The sequence below is a fragment of the Kitasatospora acidiphila genome (assembly GCF_006636205.1).
Lineage (GTDB): Bacteria > Actinomycetota > Actinomycetes > Streptomycetales > Streptomycetaceae > Kitasatospora > Kitasatospora acidiphila.
The window spans coordinates 1,942,038-1,960,165 of the sequence record NZ_VIGB01000003.1 but is presented as its reverse complement, the minus strand read 5'-3'; the positions used below and the strand labels follow the sequence as shown (position 1 = coordinate 1,960,165).

General features: G+C 71.1%; 16 protein-coding genes and 2 pseudogenes. 6 read left to right on the top strand and 12 right to left on the bottom strand.

Annotated features, from left to right (window positions below):
• Positions 1-15: 15 nt before the first annotated feature.
• Complete coding sequence (locus E6W39_RS09920; RefSeq protein WP_141633226.1) at positions 16-630, bottom strand: DUF4291 domain-containing protein; 615 nt, start codon at positions 628-630, stop codon at positions 16-18.
• A gap of 314 nt (positions 631-944) precedes the next feature.
• Complete coding sequence (locus tag E6W39_RS09915; protein WP_141633225.1) at positions 945-1,970, bottom strand: saccharopine dehydrogenase family protein; 1,026 nt, start codon at positions 1,968-1,970, stop codon at positions 945-947.
• Between the two features lie 106 nt (positions 1,971-2,076).
• On the opposite strand from E6W39_RS09915, the gene E6W39_RS09910 reads away from it, so the two are divergent.
• On the top strand, positions 2,077-3,027 hold the full coding sequence (locus E6W39_RS09910) for a helix-turn-helix domain-containing protein (protein ID WP_141633224.1): 951 nt from the start codon (positions 2,077-2,079) through the stop codon (positions 3,025-3,027).
• Between the two features lie 861 nt (positions 3,028-3,888).
• Here the strand turns inward: E6W39_RS09910 and E6W39_RS44030 are convergent.
• Complete coding sequence (locus tag E6W39_RS44030) at positions 3,889-4,479, bottom strand: RNA-guided endonuclease TnpB family protein (RefSeq protein ID WP_407658376.1); 591 nt, start codon at positions 4,477-4,479, stop codon at positions 3,889-3,891.
• A 322-nt stretch (positions 4,480-4,801) separates the two neighbouring features.
• Positions 4,802-4,912 (bottom strand): annotated as a pseudogene (locus tag E6W39_RS44025) (helix-turn-helix domain-containing protein); the annotation flags it as partial.
• Between the two features lie 94 nt (positions 4,913-5,006).
• On the opposite strand from E6W39_RS44025, the gene E6W39_RS44020 reads away from it, so the two are divergent.
• The gene (locus E6W39_RS44020) at positions 5,007-5,300 is read left to right on the top strand and encodes a transposase (protein WP_141637642.1); all 294 of its coding nucleotides are present in this window, start codon (positions 5,007-5,009) and stop codon (positions 5,298-5,300) included.
• Here E6W39_RS44020 and E6W39_RS09895 read toward each other — a convergent pair.
• The 6 genes from E6W39_RS09895 to E6W39_RS09870 all read right to left on the bottom strand — a co-directional run bounded on the left by E6W39_RS09895 (position 5,201) and on the right by E6W39_RS09870 (position 10,986).
• Positions 5,201-7,597: an ArnT family glycosyltransferase gene (locus E6W39_RS09895; RefSeq protein ID WP_141633223.1), complete on the bottom strand. Its 2,397-nt coding sequence runs from the start codon at positions 7,595-7,597 to the stop codon at positions 5,201-5,203. The two genes, E6W39_RS44020 and E6W39_RS09895, sit on opposite strands and share 100 nt — an antisense overlap.
• A 159-nt stretch (positions 7,598-7,756) precedes the next feature.
• Positions 7,757-8,302: a YciI family protein gene (locus E6W39_RS09890; protein ID WP_141633222.1), complete on the bottom strand. Its 546-nt coding sequence runs from the start codon at positions 8,300-8,302 to the stop codon at positions 7,757-7,759.
• Positions 8,303-8,370: 68 nt separating this feature from the next.
• The gene (locus E6W39_RS09885) at positions 8,371-8,952 is read right to left on the bottom strand and encodes an AAA family ATPase (RefSeq protein ID WP_220140190.1); all 582 of its coding nucleotides are present in this window, start codon (positions 8,950-8,952) and stop codon (positions 8,371-8,373) included.
• 87 nt (positions 8,953-9,039) lie between these two features.
• Positions 9,040-9,870: an SAM-dependent methyltransferase gene (locus E6W39_RS09880; protein ID WP_141633221.1), complete on the bottom strand. Its 831-nt coding sequence runs from the start codon at positions 9,868-9,870 to the stop codon at positions 9,040-9,042.
• Between the two features lie 137 nt (positions 9,871-10,007).
• On the bottom strand, positions 10,008-10,373 hold the full coding sequence (locus E6W39_RS09875) for a hypothetical protein (RefSeq protein WP_141633220.1): 366 nt from the start codon (positions 10,371-10,373) through the stop codon (positions 10,008-10,010).
• Between the two features lie 388 nt (positions 10,374-10,761).
• On the bottom strand, positions 10,762-10,986 hold the full coding sequence (locus E6W39_RS09870; protein ID WP_141633219.1) for a hypothetical protein: 225 nt from the start codon (positions 10,984-10,986) through the stop codon (positions 10,762-10,764).
• Positions 10,987-11,108: 122 nt separating this feature from the next.
• Between E6W39_RS09870 and E6W39_RS09865 the strand changes: the two genes are divergently transcribed.
• From E6W39_RS09865 to E6W39_RS09850, 4 genes are all read left to right on the top strand, one after another.
• Positions 11,109-11,918, top strand: coding sequence for a HipA family kinase (locus E6W39_RS09865; RefSeq protein ID WP_141633218.1), 810 nt, complete (start codon positions 11,109-11,111; stop codon positions 11,916-11,918).
• A complete protein-coding gene (locus tag E6W39_RS09860; protein ID WP_141633217.1) occupies positions 11,915-12,562 on the top strand; it encodes a TetR/AcrR family transcriptional regulator in 648 nt (215 codons plus the stop codon). The genes E6W39_RS09865 and E6W39_RS09860 overlap by 4 nt, the downstream gene beginning before the upstream one ends.
• Before the next feature lie 142 nt (positions 12,563-12,704).
• Complete coding sequence (locus tag E6W39_RS09855) at positions 12,705-13,244, top strand: hypothetical protein (protein WP_141633216.1); 540 nt, start codon at positions 12,705-12,707, stop codon at positions 13,242-13,244.
• A gap of 388 nt (positions 13,245-13,632) precedes the next feature.
• Positions 13,633-15,084 (top strand): hypothetical protein, encoded by a 1,452-nt coding sequence (locus E6W39_RS09850; RefSeq protein ID WP_141633215.1) that lies wholly within the window; start codon positions 13,633-13,635, stop codon positions 15,082-15,084.
• Between the two features lie 81 nt (positions 15,085-15,165).
• On the opposite strand, the gene E6W39_RS09845 is transcribed toward E6W39_RS09850, so the two are convergent.
• On the bottom strand, positions 15,166-16,116 hold the full coding sequence (locus tag E6W39_RS09845) for an SDR family NAD(P)-dependent oxidoreductase (RefSeq protein WP_141633214.1): 951 nt from the start codon (positions 16,114-16,116) through the stop codon (positions 15,166-15,168).
• Between the two features lie 132 nt (positions 16,117-16,248).
• Positions 16,249-18,095: pseudogene (locus tag E6W39_RS09840) on the bottom strand (gamma-glutamyltransferase family protein).
• Between the last annotated feature and the right edge of the window lie 33 nt (positions 18,096-18,128).

The window sequence follows — 18,128 nt, the reverse complement described above, 5'->3', positions numbered from 1 at the left end:
TGCGGCCGGCAGGAGTCAGCCGAGCAGGGCGCCCAGCAGTTCGTCTCCGGCGGGGTACGGCGACGCGGTGGGGAGCAGGCGTTCGGCGGCGGCCAACTGCCCTTCGCGGACCAGGCCGTGGATCTGCCGGGCCAGCGGGGTCGCGTCGGTGATGGCGGTGATCCACTCATCGGCGTACCGGTGCGCGGCTTCGCCGGCCAGGCCCAGCTGCAGGGAGCGGTACGGCAGCGGCTGCAGCCGCAGGTCGCGTTCCGGGTCCCACTGCACGCGGGCGGGGGAGTGCTTCAACTGCCGCTGCCAGGAGGCCCGGTCGGTGTGCAGGCCGGGCCGGTAGCTGGACAGGCAGGCGTTCCGCAGCGCCCAGTCGAAGCCCTCGCGGGTGATCTCGACGGCGAGGACGCTCTCCTGGCCCTCCTTGGTGCCCCAGCCGCACCGGTACATCATCCAGAGGAACGAGGGCTTGATCCAGGTCATCCGGTCGCGCTTCCAGGCCTCCGGGAAGCGGCCGTCGCGCGCCGCGGGCAGGCCGATCTCCGGCCGGTACGCCTGGTAGACGGTGATGGTGTCCGCGGTGTGGGTCGCGCGGATGCGGTACTTCGGTTCGTCCTTGAGGACGTCGGGTTCTTCCATGACGTGACGATCATGGAGCTCGCCGCTACCGAACGGCCACCGAATTGATCCCGTTCAATCCCGCCCCGCGCGCTAACCAAACGACGCACCAGGTCCGGCCGCCGGTCGGTACCGTTCTCGGCGGGGCAGCCCCCTCGGAGGCAGGACATTCGAGCACCTCGACCTGGGAGGCACAACATGCGCTTCGAGCACGCACTCGCACTCGCCGTGAGCGGCGCGGTGCTGGCGACGGTCGGCGCCGCGGGCGCTGCGGGCGTCGCGTCCGCGAGCACTGGTACGGCTTCAGCCACCGTGACCCCCAAGGCAGTCATCCTTTACGAGTGCCAGAACCTGAGGTGCGAGGAGAGCGCGCCCAGGAAGTCCGGCGCATCGAAGACCTCACCGGCGGAGACCACGCCGACCGCCTTGGTCCGCCCGCTGAGTACCCGGTCGACCGCCTCCACCACCAGCGGCGCGGTGACGGCGTAGATGTCCCGGCCGGTGGCCACCGCACGCCGTTCGGCGTTGCCGGAGCGCACCACGACGTCGACGAGGAAGGTCTGCGCGGACCGCCCGTGCGCGTCGACTGCCGCCGGGGCCGGGGTTTCCGGGGCCACCACGTCCTTGGCCGCTTCGACCGTCATGTAGGTGCGCACCTCGGGGATGGCCAGGTGGCTGGGCACGGTGACGACGTCGGCCATGGTGAACTCCCCGATGACGGACCGAGGTCCCACCGGCTCGGGGAAGGACCACTCCAGGGTCGGCGGGGCGTCGTGGCGGTAGCGCAGCTGCCCCTTCGTGTACACGGGGCGTCCGCCGCCCCGCCGCTCCCGGGAGACCGCGCCCGAGCCGCGCGTTCCGGCCGTCGGGTGCCAACTGCTCAGCGCGTACGCCACGTTGGCCTCGTCTGCCGCCGTCCAGTCGCCCATTGCCGCGGTCACCAGGAGGTCGCCGAGGCCGCCGTAGAACGCCATAGCCGGGACGATCACCGCACCCGCCGCGCGGGCGCGATCGGCGAAATCCGTGAACGTGTCGGCGTTGGCCTCGATTTCGGCCGCCACATCCAGATACGGGATGCCGGCGCGCAGGGCCGCCTCGATCACGGGGGCGGCCGTCAGGGCGAACGGCCCGGCGCAGTTGATGACGGCTGCCGCACCGGCCAGTGCGCGGTCGAGCGAGGCCGGGTCCTCGGCCGAGGCCTGGCGGGCCTCGAACCCGGTCTCGGCCGCCAGGAGTTGCAGCTTCTCGGCGTCACGCCCGGCGAGCACCGGAACGAACCCGCGCTCCCGCAGCTCTGCCACCACGAAGCGCCCGGTGTGCCCGTACGTGCCGAACACCGCCACCGTGAGTCCCGATCCCATGAACTGCCTCCCGTACCCGAGTTGATCTGCTGTCACGGACCATCCTCCTGGGGATGGCCACCCCGCCACGAGTGTCCGGAACGACAGGCCTCGTACAATTCCGGACATGACCACTGTCGCGCTGGCCGTCACCGACGGGATGCTGCATTTCGAGCTGGGCATGGCTTTCGAGGTCTTCGGCGCCAACCCGGCCGGCTTGGCAGACCCTTGGTACCGCCTCGCCGTCTGCGGGCCGACTGCCATGCGGGTCGGGCGGTTCCGCCTGGAACCCGACCACGGACTCGACCGACTCCCGGCTGCCGACACCGTGATCGTGCCGGGCTGGGCGAACGTCGACCGGGAGCCGCCCGCCGACCTGGTCGACGCGGTGCGCGCGGCCCACGAGGCCGGCGCACGCGTGGCCTCCCTCTGCACGGGCGCGTTCGTGCTGGCCGCCGCCGGCCTGCTGGACGGACGGCGTGCGACCACCCACTGGGCCCACACCGACGTCCTGGCCGCCCGCTATCCCGAGGTGACGGTCGACCCGGACGTCCTCTACGTGGACAACGGCAGCGTGCTCACCTCCGCAGGCAAGGCCGCCGCCATGGACCTCTGCCTGCACCTGGTCCGCCTCGACCACGGCTCGGTGATCGCCAACCGCCTCGCCCGCCGCCTGGTCGTGCCACCCCACCGGGACGGCGGCCAGGCCCAGTTCATCACCACCCCGATGCCCGCCCCGGACCACCACCCACTCGCCGGACTCTTCCCCTGGGCGCTCGAACGGCTCGACCAGCCGCTCACCGTCGAGGACTTGGCCCGCCAGGCCCGGATGAGCTCGCGCCATCTGGGCCGCCACTTCAGGACGGTGACCGGCACCACGCCGCTGCAGTGGCTGCTGACCCAACGGATCCGCCGCGCCCAGGAGTTGCTGGAGACCACCGACGACAGCGTCGACGGCATCGCGGCGGCCACCGGCATGGGCACCGCCACCACGCTGCGCCGGCACTTCAACCGTACGGTCGGCGTGCCGCCGGACACCTACCGCCGCACCTTCCGAACCCGGAACCGGCTGGGGTGAACTTCTGTTCCCGGCTTGGGTGATGACGGTTTCCGATCGGATTGCGGGTCATCCGGTGGGGACCGCCGAGAGCGAGCGGGACCTCGGCAGGACGAGCCGGAAGGTGCAGCCCTGACCGGGGTGGGGCGGCGCGTTCCACCCAGGTGAGCGGCAAGGCCCAAGTGCACCACCCAGCCGCCCGCCGCGACCAGGGCAAGGCGGTCGCGCCGAGCACAGCGTCGCCCAGCTACAGCAGCTTGGACATCGCGCCGTTTATGGTGTCGACTGGGAGGACGACCAGGGTGCTGGAGTCGTCGGGGCCGTTCTGCAGCAGGACGCGCCAGTGCCCGGAACCGAGACGGCCGCCAGCGTCGCCGGTCGGCCCACCGCCAGGTGCAGGTCCATCCGCTGGCCGGGCAGGCGGGGGCCAGGCTTGTGGGGGTCGCCGATCCGCTGGCCGAGCAACCGGCCCGAGGCGGCGTAGATGTAGACCCGGAAGTCCGACGGCAGCGGATCGCCGAGATCGGCCGGATCGGCCGAACCGCTCGAATTGATCGGATTGGCGTTCGGCGGCAGCTGCGCGGCCGACCCTGCCGGCCAGGTCGGGAGTTGTCCCCGATCGGCCGGGAGCCGCTCCGGACCAGTCCGCGGCCAACATGCGCGGAGGGTGCATGCCGCGCAGCTGCTGGTCCACCCGACCGGTCAGCCAGGACCCCAGCACCTGGTACCCGATGAACTGGGAGACGAGCACCGCCACGGTGGCCAGCGCGGTGCCCCCATGATCAGGCGGCCGCGCAGCGAGCGGCCGATGGAGACGCTCATGGCAGGTTCGTTCTCGCCTGTTCGTGGGGCAGCCGCAGGCATTGACTTCCGCTCCCCGCGCTAGAGCACGGGGATTCCTACCACGGCCGGGTGGCCGTCTCGGTGGGTTCCTGCTTCTTCGCACTGTGCCGGAATGGTTCCGGTCTGACCTGCGCTCGACAGGCTGTCACCGCCAAGTCCGGCGGCGTTCTTGATGTTGACGGCGGCGTTCACGTCGCGGTCGTGGACTGCCCCGCACGCCTGGCAGGTCCATGCGCGGACGTTGAGGGGCTTGGGGCCGTCCTTGATCCCGCAGGCCGAGCACACCTGGGACGTGGGCTCGAACCGATCGATCCTGACCAGGGTGCGGCCGAATTTCACGGCCTTGTACTCCAGCATGGCCACGAACGCCGACCAGCCGGCATCGTGCACGGACTTGGCCATCCGGGTGCGGGCGAGTGTCTTGACCGCCAGGTCTTCCACGGCCACGGCTTGGTTCTCGCGCATGATCCGGGTGGAGAGCTGGTGGTGGAACTCGCGCCGCGCATCGGCCACCCGCGCGTGAGTGCGGGCTACTTTGACACGGGCCTTGTCGCGGTTCCTTGATCCCCGACGGCAGCGGCCGGGACCACTTGACGCGCACGTCGCCGATCTTCGGCAACGACAGGTCACCGCCCACGGTGATCTTCCAGCGGGCGTTCGCGGTGAACCTGACGGACTGCCGGTTGTCCTTGCGACTCTTGAACCGGGGAGCCCCCACACGCGGGCGCTTGCCCGTCAAGCCGTCGAAGAAGTTCCTATGCGCAGTGTCCAGGTCACGTAGCGACTGCTGCAGCACCACGGCCGAGACTTCTGCGAGCCAAGCCCGTTCCGTGGTCTTCTTCGCCTCGGTGATCAGCGCCTTCGACAGGTCACCGATCTTCGGGAACGCCTCACCCGCCGCCCGGGCGTCCTCGCGCGTCCGGAGAGCATCGTTGTACACCACCCGCGCACACCCGAACGCACGGGCCAGCGCGGCGCGCTGAGGCCCGTTCGGATAGAGCCGGAAAGAGTACCGAAGCTGCACGAAGGTCACCGTACCAGTTGAGGCATGACTATGTGTCATGATTTCACAACTGACTGTCACTGCACATTCGTCCTGTACGCACACTTGGTTTTCATGACGAAATACCGGCACAAGGTGCTCGCCATACCGGCACCTGACGTGGCTGGAGGAGGTTACGAGGAGCGTCTGCGAGGACTTCGAAGTGGAGATGGCGGAGTTCAACGGCGAGAACAACCACGTGCACTTGCTGGTGGACTCCCCGCCGAAGGTCGCCCTGTCCAAGCGGGCGGACGGCGGGCGCCCATTGTCGGCCGCCCGCCTCCTGCCTTATGCCGCCCGGCGCTCGGCTTACGCGCCCGAGTCGCAGCGGTACAGCGTGCCGGCGCCGTCGGCACCGCCGAAGGGGCCGCCCGCCCGCGAGGCGCCGGCTGCCTGGGACACCCCGTAGTCCGTCGAGGGAACCTCGCTGCAGTGCGCCTTGGCCCATGCGGTGATCTGGTCGCTGCTGGTGTCGCTCGCCGAGCCGCTGCCCGACCTGCCCATCATGCCCATCCCGCCACCACCGGTCAGGAGGAAGTGGACCCGGCCCTGCTGCACGAGAGCGGTGAACGCGCTCAGCGTGGGCTGCGGGATCTGGCCCGAGAAGCCGCCGATCGGCAGGACCTTCGCACCGGTGGACAGGATGTAGGGCTGAGCCGCAGACCAGCCGATGGTCGCCAACGGGTACTCAGCGCTGTCCTGGTGGGCCTTGACGTAGTTCCACAGGGTCAGTTCGTCGCCGGTGAGCTTGTCGCTGGGGTCCATGCCGCCGGGGGCGCCCGGACCGCTGGGCCCGCCGAGGCCACTGCGACCGCCGGAGCGGCCCGCACCGTCGAGGCCCTGACCATCGAGGCCCTCGCCGCCCTTCAGGGCTCGCAGGCCTGTCTGCGGCATGCCCATGATGCTGCTCCCCTGGGGGCCGGCCCCGGCGTCGAACGCGCTGCCGTCGAACTTCGCGTCGAACCCCGAGGACGCCCAGGCCGCCGAGCCGACGGCGGTCGTGGCCAGGCCGAGCACGGCGCCGACCGCCGCCACCCGGGCCCGGCCGCGCCCGCTGAGCCGCCCGAGGACGAGCGCCGCGGTGCCGACCAGCGCGGCGACCAGCCCTGCCCAGCGCAGCCAGGGGGCGAAGCTCGTGGAGCCGGACCACAGGTACCAGGTCCACGCCGCCTGCGCGGCCACCACCGAGGGCAGCAGCCAGCTCGCGCGGCCGCCCTCGCGGTAGGTGCGCCACAGCAGCACCATTCCGGCACCGCACAGCGCCGCGATCGCGGGCGCCAGGGTGGCCATGTAGGCGGTGTGCGGGATGGTGGACATGTCGCTGAAGACGAGTCCGACCACCAGCAGCCAGGCGCCCCAGGTGACGAAGCCGCCGCGGAGCACGTCCGTCCGCTCCTTGCCGCGTCCCCGGTACAGCCCCAGCACGATCATGAGCAACGCGAACGGCAGCAACCAGCTGATCTGCGGAGCGAACCGGCCCTGGAACAGCTTCAGCCATGGTGAGCCGTCGCTGACGGGGCGACCGCCCTGGGGGCCGCCGAACGTCCCCTCGCCGCCGCTGCTCCTGCCCGGGAAACCGCCGGGACCGCCACCGAGGCCGGCCGCCGGTCCGTTGCCTGAATCGCCGCTGGCAGCACCGGAGTTCGGCGCCCCGGCAGCGCCCCCGCCCCCGAACCCGGGCGCACCCGCACCCCCCTCGACACCGGGCGCACCCACAGCACCAGGCGCACCCGCACCCCCACCCGTGCCCCCCGACAGCTGCCCCTTGGGAGCCCCACCGCTGAACATGTTCTCCACCGCGCCCGAAATGTGGATCCCGAAGCGGTCCAGCCCGTTGTAGCCGAAGACCATGGCGACCGCGCTGTTGTTGGTCGAACCGTCCACGTACGGGCGGTCCTTGGCCGGCACCAGCTCCATCATGGCCACCCAGGTCACCGACACCGCCAGGCAGACGACGCCCGCGACCGCCGTGTGCCACACCCGGCGGCGCAACCGCCCCGGCGCGACCAGCAGATAGGCCAGCGCGAAGGCCGGCAGCACCAGCCACGCCTGCATCATCTTCATCTGGAAGCCGACGCCGACCCACACCCCGGCCCAGATCAGCGACCGCAACCGCCCCCGCATGACCGCGACTTGGAACCGGTCGGCCGCCAGCACCAGGCAGCAGGTCAGCGCGCCGTCCTCCATGGAGTGCCCGAACATCGAGGCGACCACCGGCGTGAGGGTGAACAGGGCCGAGGCGATCAGGCCGGCGACCGGACCCGACCAGCGGCGCACCACGCGGTAGAGCACCAGCACCGCGATGACGCCCTCGATCACCTGGGGGAGCGTCACCGACCACTGGTGGAACCCGAAGACCCGCACGAACAGCGCCTGGACCGCGAAGGCACCGGGGATCTTGTCGAGCGTGATGGTGGCGCCCGGGTCCATCGCGCCGAACAGCCAGGCCTTCCAACTCACCGACATGCTCCGCACGCTGTTGCTGTAGAAGAGCGCGTAGCCGGCGGTGGCGATGTTCCAGGAGTACAACGCGGCCGCGAAGGCGGCTATGGCGAGCAGGACGGGCCGCGCCCACCACGGCTGCTCCTCGGGTGATCGCCAGACCTCCCAGCGGGACCGGCCGCCGCCTCTGCGCGCCGCGGCGGTGGGAGGAGCGGGGCGCGGGCCGGGGTCGGCCACGGCGGTGGTCTCGGCGTGGTACGTCATGACGTCCTTCACGGCTCGGAGAAGACGGGGCCCGGCTGCGGACATTCCGCAGCCGGGGCGTCGTTCCACTCTCACCGCCACCCCTGAGCGGGTGGTGGGAACGCCATGAGAAAGTTGGGAGAATCTGTCGGATACCTGCCAGGTCCCCGAGTCGGGGAGCTACCGCCGGCCGCCGAACTCCCAGTTGTGCACCTCGACATCGGCGTACCGGTCGGGGGACAGCACGGCGCGCGCTGCCCCCGGATCCGCCGCCCGGACCAGCGCCGCCGTGCCCAGCCGGCTCGCGCCGTCGTCGGACAGCAGGGGGCCGTAGGCGATCAGGTCGGTCGTGTCCGGCGGCACGTCGAGGTCGGCGTCCCCCACCGCGCCGAGCCCGAGCACCAGGTACCGGTTGCCGCCGCTCCGGCCGCCGGGGAACTCCCACATGGTGCGCCCCAGCAGGTTGCGCCACCGCCGGATGAGGACGTCCCGGTACACGCCGGCCTGGTAGTTGGGCTCGTCGAACGCGAACGCGCGGGCGGCGGCCGGGTCCGGCAGGTCCACGATGTGCACGCTGCCGGTGGGCGCGTCGTCGTCGGTGAAGGTCGGGCCGCGCGCGATCAACTCGGCGGCGTACTGGTCCATGTAGGACCAGTGCCGCTCCACCAGCTGGTTGCGCAGACCCTCGGAGGCAGGCCGGTCCCGGTGATAGACGAAGAACTCCATGCCCGGAGGGTCTCAGCGATCGGGCTCCGGAGCGAGCGGGTTTCCCAGCGGCGGTCGCTCGGCCGGGATCAGAGCCCGAAGTACTCCACGGCCCGCCGGGCGACCTCGTCAGGCTCCAACTCGGTGTTGTCGATCAGCAGATGCGACTCGGGGATGTGGGCGAAGTCGTCGACCGAGTTGAGCCGGAACTTGGTGTCCATGTCGACCAGGTTGCCGTTGGACCACTCCAGGTCGCGCTTGGACGCCTTCTCCGCCAGCCGCGATTCGCCCGCGTTGCGCTCCAGCCGAACGCCCTGATCGGCGGACAACTCCAGGAACAGCACGCGCGCGCCGCGCTCGCGGAACGGCGCCGCGTAGCGCTCGACGAGCGCGGCATCGGCGGGATCGTCGAAGTCCCACACGACGGTGAACACCAGCCCCGGCAGGTCGCTGGCGGCGGCCTCGGCGAAGATCTGCTCGCGGAAGCCGTGATTGAGGCGCTGGAACTGCGGTGACTCGTAGGGGAACAGCCGCAGCAGCGGCTCGATCGTCAGGTGGTTGTGGAAGAGCTTGAAACCCGTTCGCTCGGCGATGGCGCCGCCTACGGTCATCTTTCCGACCGCGGCCGGGCCGACGACGAAGAGCAGGGTGGGGGCTGTGCTGTGGGACATCGCGACAGGATAGGGGCCCGACGTGATCTTCGTCGACCGGATGCCGCATGGGTCGGTTTGGAAGTCCGGCGTGTCCCCGGACCCGGGTCAGCGCTTGCGGGCCACTCCGGACCAGTAGTAGGCGGCGGTGGGGTCGGCGGGCGGTTCGCCGTCGGGGCGCCAGGCCATGACGGGGACGACGCCGGGCTCCAGGAGCTCCCAGTCGCCGAAGAAGCGCGCCACCTCGTCGCGGGTGCGCGGCACCAGGGTCATCTGGCCCTTGCCCGCGGCCTCGACCACCGCGGCCATCGCGATCGGGTCGAAGTCCCGGCCGGGGTGGGTGATCGCCACGTAGCTGCCCGGGGCCAGGGCGTCCATCAGGATCCGGGCCCGGCCCCAGGGGTCGTCCTCGTCGGCGACCAGCATGAGGACGGCCACCAGGGTCAGGCCCACCGGGCGGCTGAGGTCCAGGGTGCGGGTCAGGACGGGGTCGGTGAGGATCGCCTCCGACTCCAGCAGGTCGGCGTGGATGTAGGCGGTACGGCCCGAACCGGTGCTGTCCATCAGCGCGCGGGCGTGGGCGAGGACGATCGGGTCGTTGTCGACGTAGACCACCCGGCTGTCCGCGGCCACGGCCTGCGCGACCTCGTGCGTGTTCCCCTCCGTCGGTATGCCGGTGCCGATGTCCAGGAACTGGCGGATGCCCGCCTCACCCGCCAGGTGGCGCACGGCCCGGCCGAGGAACCGTCGGTTCTCCCGGGCCATGACCTTGATGCTCGGGATCGCCTCCTCGAACGCCTCGCCAAGAGCCCGGTCGGGCGGAAAGTTCGTCTTGCCGCCGAGCCAGTAGTCGTACATCCGGGCCGAGTGCGGAATGCCGACACGCAGGTCGACCGGCTCCACGGAGTCCGCCGCCGACTCGTCGAGCCCGCGCCTCATCCAGCTGTCATCATCCGACAACGCACCCACCCACCCTGCTCAAGATCTCCGACGGATCGTCAACAATCTATCCTAGCGAGCTACTTAACGCGGCAGCACCAGAAGAGCGTCGAAGTGCTTCCGCTACCGCGCACGGCTCACGGGTGCTCGAAGGTGACCTCCGGGTTCGCCGGTGACGGTCCGTCGAGCAGCGGCTGCGGAATGCCCTTCAGCTGGAGGTCGAAGAAGGCCCCGACGTACCCGCGGCTGGCCAGGTCGACGGCGACGCTGGTCAAGGTGGACCGCGGCATGGTGAGGCCGGGCGAGAGCAGCACCAGCGGGAACCGGCCGGGGGCCGGGCGTGCGTCGGTGTACGCCCAGGTCCGGGTGGCCGTGAGCGCTGGGGCGAGGCCGGCGGCGTTGGGAATGTTGTCGTACTGCATCCAGGCCAGGGCTCCCGCCGTGGTCATGTAGGGGGCGGGCCCGCCGGTCCCGGGGCGGGCCGGGTAGTACATGGAGACCATCAGCTGCCGGGCCCTGCGGCCGGTACCCAGGGGTCCTGCCGGTGCGTGTCGACCAGGTGCAGCGTGTCGAGGCCGACCGTGAACGGGCCGGTCGGGCGCGGCAGTTCCGTGGGAACGACGGCCTGTGACGAAGCCGCCGCCGTGGCAGCGGGCGGGCCGGCGGCGGCGGTGGCCGCCCCGCGATCGGTAGCGGGAGGACGAGTGCGAGCACGGCGGCAACGGCCGTGCGGCGGAGTGTGGTCATGCCGAGGAGGCTGGGCCGCGCACCTGGCTCCTGACGTCCGTTCAGGGGCGGACCGCCGCCCCACCCGTGGGCGGCAAGTCGCTCCGCCCCGAGGCGGACGGGCCGTCAACCTGGCGGCGGACGACGGCCGCCGACGGTCCGCGCCTATCCGGGCGGCGAGCCCGCTCCGGCGTGCCGGGCGCGCGCCTGCTTCAGGGCGGCGTCGAAGTCGCGCTGAGTGTCGTCGCACCAGTGCAGCAGGTCGGTGAGGACGTGCTGCAGGGTCTCGCTGGGGCTGCGGCTCCAGCCGTCGGCCGAGAGCGTGTACGTCTCCAGGGCCGCGTTGGCCCGTCCCACGGCGGCATCGTGCTCGTCCGTCGTCACCGTCATCGTCTCCTCCCATGGAAGCCCGGAAGCCCGGAAGCACAAAACTATAGTGCGCTGTATATTTGCAGTGCACTATAGTTTTTTGTGAGGCGTGCACGAGCGACTGGGGCAGGGGACGGGAGCGCATGGAGACACCCTCGGACGGGCTTCGCACGGTGACGGCCGTCCGGTACGTGACCCCGCTGCGGAGCGGCGGCTCCGTCCCCGGTGTCGTCGAGGCCGACGACCTGGGGACGTATGTGGTCAAGTTCACCGGCGCGGCACAGGGGCGCAAGGCACTCGTGGCCGAGGTCATCGTGGGTGAGCTGGCGCGTCACCTCGGGCTGCGGGTACCGGAGTTGGTGCTGGTGAACTTCGATCCATCGGTCGCCGCCGAGGAACCGCACCAGGAGTTGCAGGACCTGCTGCACGCCAGCGCGGGACTCAATCTCGGCATGGACTACCTGCCGGGAGCCGCCGACTTCACGCCGGGCGGGCCGGATGTCGGTCCGGTGGACGTCGATCCGGTGGAAGCCGCCAGGATCCTCTGGCTGGACGCCTTCACGGCGAACGTGGACCGCACGGTGCACAGTTCGAACCTCATGACGTGGCCGACCTCCGGCTACCGGGAACCCCGCCTGTGGCTCATCGACCACGGCGCATCGCTGGTCTTCCACCACCGGTGGGAGAGCGCGGCGGACGCGGTCGGCAAGGCGTACGACTTCCGGTCGCACGCGCTCAGTGCGCCCGGCCTCGACATCGCGGCGGCGGACGCCGAGTTGGCGCACCGGGTGACCCCGGAGTCGCTGCGCCGGGTGGTCGCCGCCGTGCCGGACGCATGGCTGGCCGACGAGCCGGGGTTCGGCACCCCGGACGACGTCCGCGGCGCCTATGTGACCCATCTGGCCACCCGTGCACGGGTATCCGCCCAATGGCTCCCCAAGGACATGACGTGAGCGAAGGACTGCGGGAACGCAAGAAGCGGCAGACGCGGCAGCGCATCTGTGAGGCGGCCCTCGGCCTGTTCGTGGCGCGGGGCTTCGACAAGGTCACCATCGCCGAGGTCGCGGCGGCGGCGGACGTCTCGGTCAACACCCTCTACAACTACTTCGAGGCGAAGGAAGACCTCGTCCTGCCGCCGGACGAAGCATCCCCGCAGCGGCTCGCCGACATCGTGCGCGCCCGGCAACCCGGCGAGTCCGCCGCGCAGGCGGTGCTCGGCCGACTACGGGACGAACTGCGGCGCCACGACCGGAAGGTGGGCCTGACGGCGGGCTTCGGCCCCGTGTTCGAGATGATGCGGGCCGCCCCCACGCTCACCGCCCGCCTGGAGGACCTCGGCCGGCAGATGACCGACGCCCTCGCCATGGTCCTGGCCGAGGAGACCGGAGCCGCGCCCGACGACCAGACGCCGCGCGTGGTCGCCAGCCAGATCGGCTGGTTCCACTCGCTGGTCTACAGCGAGATCGGCCGGCGGATCGTGGCGGGCGAGGAGCCCGCCAGGATCGCCGAGGCCCTGCTCGAACTCCTCGACGTCGTCGAGGAGATGCTGGGCGAACGAGTGCTCGGCTACGCGACCCGGAGCAGGCGGCTTCGCTGAGCTCCACCCTTGCCTCGCACTCCATTTGGTGCGGTTATCGCATGAATCATCCATTGGGGGAATCGCCAGACCTTCCTGCGATCGGCGGTCTAGCCTGCGGGCATGCAGTGCTTCCCGCTGCGGCCGTTTGAGGAGGAATTCCGTGACATCGCCCTGTGACCCCGCAAACGCTCCCGTCGGCGATGTCGGCGCCGCGCTCATGGTGGTCGACTCCCGGCTCAAGGCCATCTACGACGGCGGGAGCAAGACCGACCCCGAACAGCAGCAGATGATCGACCAGTTCGCCGCATCGATGGATCGTGCGGGGTTCGATGCGCTGCTGGACGGCGCGTGCACGCTCATCTACATGTACATGAGCTGGCTGCGGGCGGCTTGCGAGGATCACGACGAGGAGGTCATCGAATACGTGGTGCCGAGCTTGGTCGAGACGATGCGCATGATGCCCAAGACCTTCAAACCCGAGGTCATCCCCACCATGACCGGCCTGGTGATCGCCGCGGGCACCGGCCTGAGCCCCAACCTGTGGCGCGCGCAGTACGGGGGCTGGACCAGCGCCGAGATGAATCCGCTGGAGGCCACGGTCGTGCTGCTCGCGGAGAAGATCAACCGGATGGCCGGCGACGACCACGACTTCGCCACTCGCTTGATCACCGGGGCTCTGTCCGGCGCGGACGCCGACTGATGCGCAGCGTCTAGCACGGGCGGGTCCGCCTGCGGCCGGTCCGCCTGCGGTCTGTCCGCCCGCTGCCGTGGGTGGGATCCGCGCGACCCTGATCGCGCGGCGGGCGCGGGCCTCGGCGTGGTCGTTCCGCGAGTGCCGAGGCCGTGTCCGAAAGCCACCGCTGGCCGGTTCGGTGGGCTTGCGTGGCCCGCCGGGCACCCCCGAGGCTGGGCGGTACCGGCCGACCAGTGGTGCTGGTCACGGGAGGGGCGCCCGGTGAATGCGGCATGCGGGTATCCGCAGCGGGAGCGGCCACATCGGCTTCGGCACGGTGGGCCGGACGTCCACGCGTATCCCAGCACCTCCTGGCGGTCGGCGCCTCCACACCGCTAGCAGGAAGGTCCCATCCGTGCCTCCTTCCCCGACGTCGCCTCTGCTGAAGTACCGCACGTCCACCAGCCCGGCGCCGCTGCACGCGGATGCCGACTCCCCGACCCGGGTCACCATCAACCTTGCTGTCCTGCCGGGCAACCAGGCCGCTCACTGCTCCCGCATCGAGATCGCCGTCCCGGCGGACGACGCCCGCGATCGGGCGTACTTCAGTCAGCAGCCGGTGCCTTCCAGTAGCAGCAGTGACTGGACTTTCTCCGTCCAGAAGGCCTCCGGGCAGAAACTGAAGCTCCCCGGGGCTCCGGCGGGCGAGTACTACCTCATCACCTTCCAGCTGAAGAACGCACAGAAGGACCTGATCAACTACCCGCTGAACTTCGGCTTGAGCGGTGACCTCCTGTCCTCCGGCGGCCCGCTCGTCTACCGCATCCTGGAGCACTCGAAGACATCCGCGCCCGCCAAGTACACCCAGAAGTTCAGCAAGCTGAGCCTCACGGTCGTCGAACCCGCCTTCTACCTGCACAGCTTCCTGGCGCGGGGCAGCCAGGCCCCGACGAGCGCACCGCTGACGAGCTTCAAGGCCGGCAGTCCGATCCACCTCTCCTGGTCGAGCAACGGCACCTACTTCCAGCTGTACGACGGCAAGTCCACCAGCCCCGTGCAGGAGGGCCCCGCCGCGTCCTTCACCCTCCCGAACGGCATCACCGGCGACACCACGTTCATCGTGGCCGCAACCGTCCTCTCGGGAACCCAGGGAGCCGCCAACGGCTTCACCCCGGTCTACCAGTACGCCACCCTCACGCTCACCGTCCCCGACCCCACCCTGGACGCCCTGACCGTCCGCAACAGCATCACCACCCAGTCCGCGCTCACCGTCAACGGACCGCTCTCCGCCAACGGACCGCTCTACGCCTACAGCAACCTCACCGTCAGCGACGGCGGGCGCACCAAGTTCACCTCGGTCAATGTCAACGGAGTCCGCGTCACAGGAGACCTCACGGTCGACTCCGGTCTCACCGTCACGGAAGACCTCGTGGCGAACGGTCCTGTCTACGCCAACAAGGATCTCAACGTTGGCTACCGCGGGACGACGAAGTTCACGTCGATCGGTGCCGATGGCCTCCACGTGACGAGGGAACTCACGGTCGACTCCGGTCTCACCGTCGCGGGGACCGTCATTGCGCACGGCACCCTCTACGCCAACAAGGACTTCAACGTCGCGGACGGTGGGACGACGAAGTTCACGTCGATCGGCGCCAGCGGGCTCCGCGTCGCGGGGGATCTGACGGTCGACTCCGGGCTCAGCGTCGCGAAGAACGTCGTTGCGCACGGCACCCTCTACGCCAAGAACGACCTCAACGTCGAGTACGGCGGGACGACGAAGTTCACCTCGGTCGGCGCCAACGGACTCCACATCACGAAGGAGCTCACCGTCGACGGTAACCTCCACGCCAAGAAGGGCGTCTCGTAGGAGCGGTCCATCTGGTGAAGGCACTTCATTCGGCCAGCCTGAGCGCCGTACCCGGCCGATGGCCGCAGGCACGAGCCGCGTCTACAGGAGGGCCAGGTGGGGCTCGACGCCGGCCCCGTCGCAGCTGGCGTCCCACAGGCGCGCGGCAACGGCGGGATCGGCCATGTGGGCGTGGACCGACTCCAGCCGCGGTGTGCCGCGCAGGCCGAAGGCCCTGGGCCCCCACAGCTGCCCTCCCCGCACCTGAGGGTCCAGGACGGCCCGGACGATCGGCCACGCCCCGCGGTCCTTGCCCTGGAGCAGTAGCCCGGCGGGCAGGCCGCGCAACCGCCCGCCGCGGGTTGCCGCGTGCACACCCGCACGGGGCGGGGTCAGGGAATCCAGGGCGCCGCCGGGATGGGCCACCAGGCTGAGCACGGCGCTGCCGCGGGCGCGTAGGCGGCGGTCGAGCTCGAAGGCGAAGGACATCTGCGCCAGCTTCGACCGGCCGTAGGCGCGCTTGGGGCGGTAGTCCCGGACCGACTGGAGGTCGTCAGGGTCCAGCCGCTCGGAGCGCGCCGCGAAGCTCCCCACCGTCACGATCCGGGCGGCGGGCGCCGCGGACAGCAGGGGCGCCAGGCCCCGGGTCAGCGCGACGTGCCCCAGGTGGTTGACCCCGAACATCAGCTCGTGACCGTCCTTCGTCGTGCGCCGCGGTGGATCGTCGAGCGCGACACCGGCGTTGTGAACCACCGCGTCGAGGCGGTCGAGTCCGAGTCCGTCCGCGACGGTCCGCAGGGACGCCAGGTCGGCGAGGTCCAGCTGGAGGTGGCGCAGTTGCGCGCTTGGGACGCGTGAGCGGATCGAGGCCATGGCGGCGGAGGCCCGCTCCCGGTCCCGGCTCCCGAGCACCACGACGGCCCCGGTCCCGGCGAGCTGCTCCGCGACGAAGTAGCCGATCCCGGCGTTGCCCCCGGTGACCAGGAAGGACTTGCCGGCGGCGGAGGGAAGCCGGTGGACGTCCCACGGCCGGCTCAGATGCGCGGAAGACATGACGGGAGGCTCCTTCGGCTCGGGGCAGTGCGCAGTCGGCGACGCCGACCCGGCCAATGACACAACGGGCCACCCACAGATCGCTGATAGATCGCCTTCACCACCGCCGAGGGTGGTGGTGGCGGTAGCGGTTCAGCGTCCGGCCGCGTAGGCCTGGCTGCCGCGCGGATCCGCGGCAGCGGTCAGGAGCCCGGTGCGTGGATCACGGGCCACCGCGCAGACGCGGCCCTCGCTCCACGCCCCGGCGACCCGCACCCGGTGCCGGCGGCGGCGCAGTTCGGCGATGACCGCGTCGCCGACCCGCGCTTCGACGGTGACCAGGGCCGGGTGCATGGCGTGCGGGTGGAAGGAGGACGGGAAGCTCTCCTGGTGCCAGTTCGCAGCGTCGATGGCGCCCTGCAGGTCGAGGCCGCCGCGCATGGCCGGCCGCAGGGCGACGGCCAGGAAGAAGTGCAGGCTCCACTGGTCCTGGGCGTCGCCACCCGGAGTGCCGAACGCCAGCACCGGCTCGCCCTCGCGCAGCGCCAGCGAGGGCGACAGTGTGGTGCGCGGACGGCGGCCGGGGGAGAGGGAGTTGGGCAGCCCCGGTTCGAGCTGTGCCATCTGGAGACGAGTGCCGAGCGGAAAACCCAGCCCCGGGACGACGGGACTGGACTGCAGCCAGCCGCCGCTGGGCGTGGCGGAGACCATGTTGCCCCAGCGGTCGACCACGTCGAGGTGGCAGGTGTCGCCCTTGGTGGCCCCGTTGGCGGCGATGCCCTGGTCGCTTGGGTCGGCGAGGCTCGGTAGGGCGAGGTTCGGCTCGCCGGTGCCGGGCGCCACCGCCGACTCGCCGATCCGCGGTGCCCCGACCCCGCGCCGGCCGAGGCGCGGCAGCCGGCCGCCGGGCCGGCCGGGGCGCAGCTCGGCCGAGGCGAACTCACCGATCAGCGAACGGCGTTCGATGCTGTAGGCGGGGTCGAGCAGGTCGGCCACCGTGACCCCGGTGAGCTCGGCGTTGTCGCCGTACCAGGCCTCCCGGTCGGCCATCGCCAGCTTGCCGCCCTCGATCAGCGCGTGCAGGTACGCCGGTCCGCCGCACACCGGGCCGTCCTGTCCGAACCCGTCCGGTAGCAGGGCGAGTTGCTGGAGGAAGACCGGGCCCTGGCTCCACAGCCCCGGCTTGCAGACCGTCCAGCCGCGCCACTCGTAGCTGACCGGCTCCTCGTACGTCGCCTCGAAGGCCGCGAGATCGTCGCCCGTGAGCACTCCGGCGTGTGCCACGCCGGAGGTGTCCATCGACGGCCGTGCGGCGAACTCGGTCAGCGCGGCCGCGACGAACCCCTGCCGCCAGACCCGGCGCGCCGCCTCGATCTGCTGCTCGCGCCCAGCCCCGGCGGCCTTGGCCTCCGCCAGCAACCGCTCCCAGGTGGCGGCGAGTTCGGGGTTGCGCAGCAGGGCACCCGGCGCGGGCGGGCGGCCGTGCGGCAGGTAGAGCGCGGCCGAGCTGGGCCAGTGCCGCTCGAACTGCGTGCGCACCGCCTCGACGGCCGCTCCGATGGCCGGTAGCGCCGGATACCCGTGCGCCGCACAGCCGATGGCGTACCGCAGCACCTCGGACAGGTGTTTGGTGCCGTGGTCGCGGAGCAGCAGCAGCCAGGCGTCGAACGCGCCGGGGACGGTGGCGGCCAACGGCCCGGTGCCGGGCACCTCGTCAAGGCCGAGTGAGGTGTAGTGCCCGATGGTGGCTGCGGCCGGTGCCCCGCCCTGGCCGCACAGCACCTGCGGGCGTCCCCCGCCGGGGCGAGGATGATCGGCACCTCGCCGGCCGGGCCGTTCATGTGCGGTTCGACCACCTGGAGCGTGAACCCCGCAGCGACGGCGGCGTCGAAGGCGTTCCCGCCGTCCTCCAGCACTGCCATTGCCGCCGCGGTGGCCAGCCAGTGGGACGAGGCCGCCATGCCGAAGCTGCCCTGCAGGGTGGGTCGGGTGGTGAACATGCGGTTCCTCCTGCTGCTCGGCCCCGTCGTCAG

Coding starts and splice junctions, on each gene's coding strand:
- E6W39_RS09920 (WP_141633226.1), bottom strand. CDS start 630: ATGGAAGAACCCGACGTCCTCAAGGACGAACCGAAGTACCGCATCCGC.
- E6W39_RS09915 (WP_141633225.1), bottom strand. CDS start 1,970: ATGGGATCGGGACTCACGGTGGCGGTGTTCGGCACGTACGGGCACACC.
- E6W39_RS09910 (WP_141633224.1), top strand. CDS start 2,077: ATGACCACTGTCGCGCTGGCCGTCACCGACGGGATGCTGCATTTCGAG.
- E6W39_RS09895 (WP_141633223.1), bottom strand. CDS start 7,597: ATGACGTACCACGCCGAGACCACCGCCGTGGCCGACCCCGGCCCGCGC.
- E6W39_RS09890 (WP_141633222.1), bottom strand. CDS start 8,302: ATGGAGTTCTTCGTCTATCACCGGGACCGGCCTGCCTCCGAGGGTCTG.
- E6W39_RS09885 (WP_220140190.1), bottom strand. CDS start 8,952: ATGTCCCACAGCACAGCCCCCACCCTGCTCTTCGTCGTCGGCCCGGCC.
- E6W39_RS09880 (WP_141633221.1), bottom strand. CDS start 9,870: ATGAGGCGCGGGCTCGACGAGTCGGCGGCGGACTCCGTGGAGCCGGTC.
- E6W39_RS09875 (WP_141633220.1), bottom strand. CDS start 10,373: ATGGTCTCCATGTACTACCCGGCCCGCCCCGGGACCGGCGGGCCCGCC.
- E6W39_RS09870 (WP_141633219.1), bottom strand. CDS start 10,986: ATGACGGTGACGACGGACGAGCACGATGCCGCCGTGGGACGGGCCAAC.
- E6W39_RS09865 (WP_141633218.1), top strand. CDS start 11,109: ATGGAGACACCCTCGGACGGGCTTCGCACGGTGACGGCCGTCCGGTAC.
- E6W39_RS09845 (WP_141633214.1), bottom strand. CDS start 16,116: ATGTCTTCCGCGCATCTGAGCCGGCCGTGGGACGTCCACCGGCTTCCC.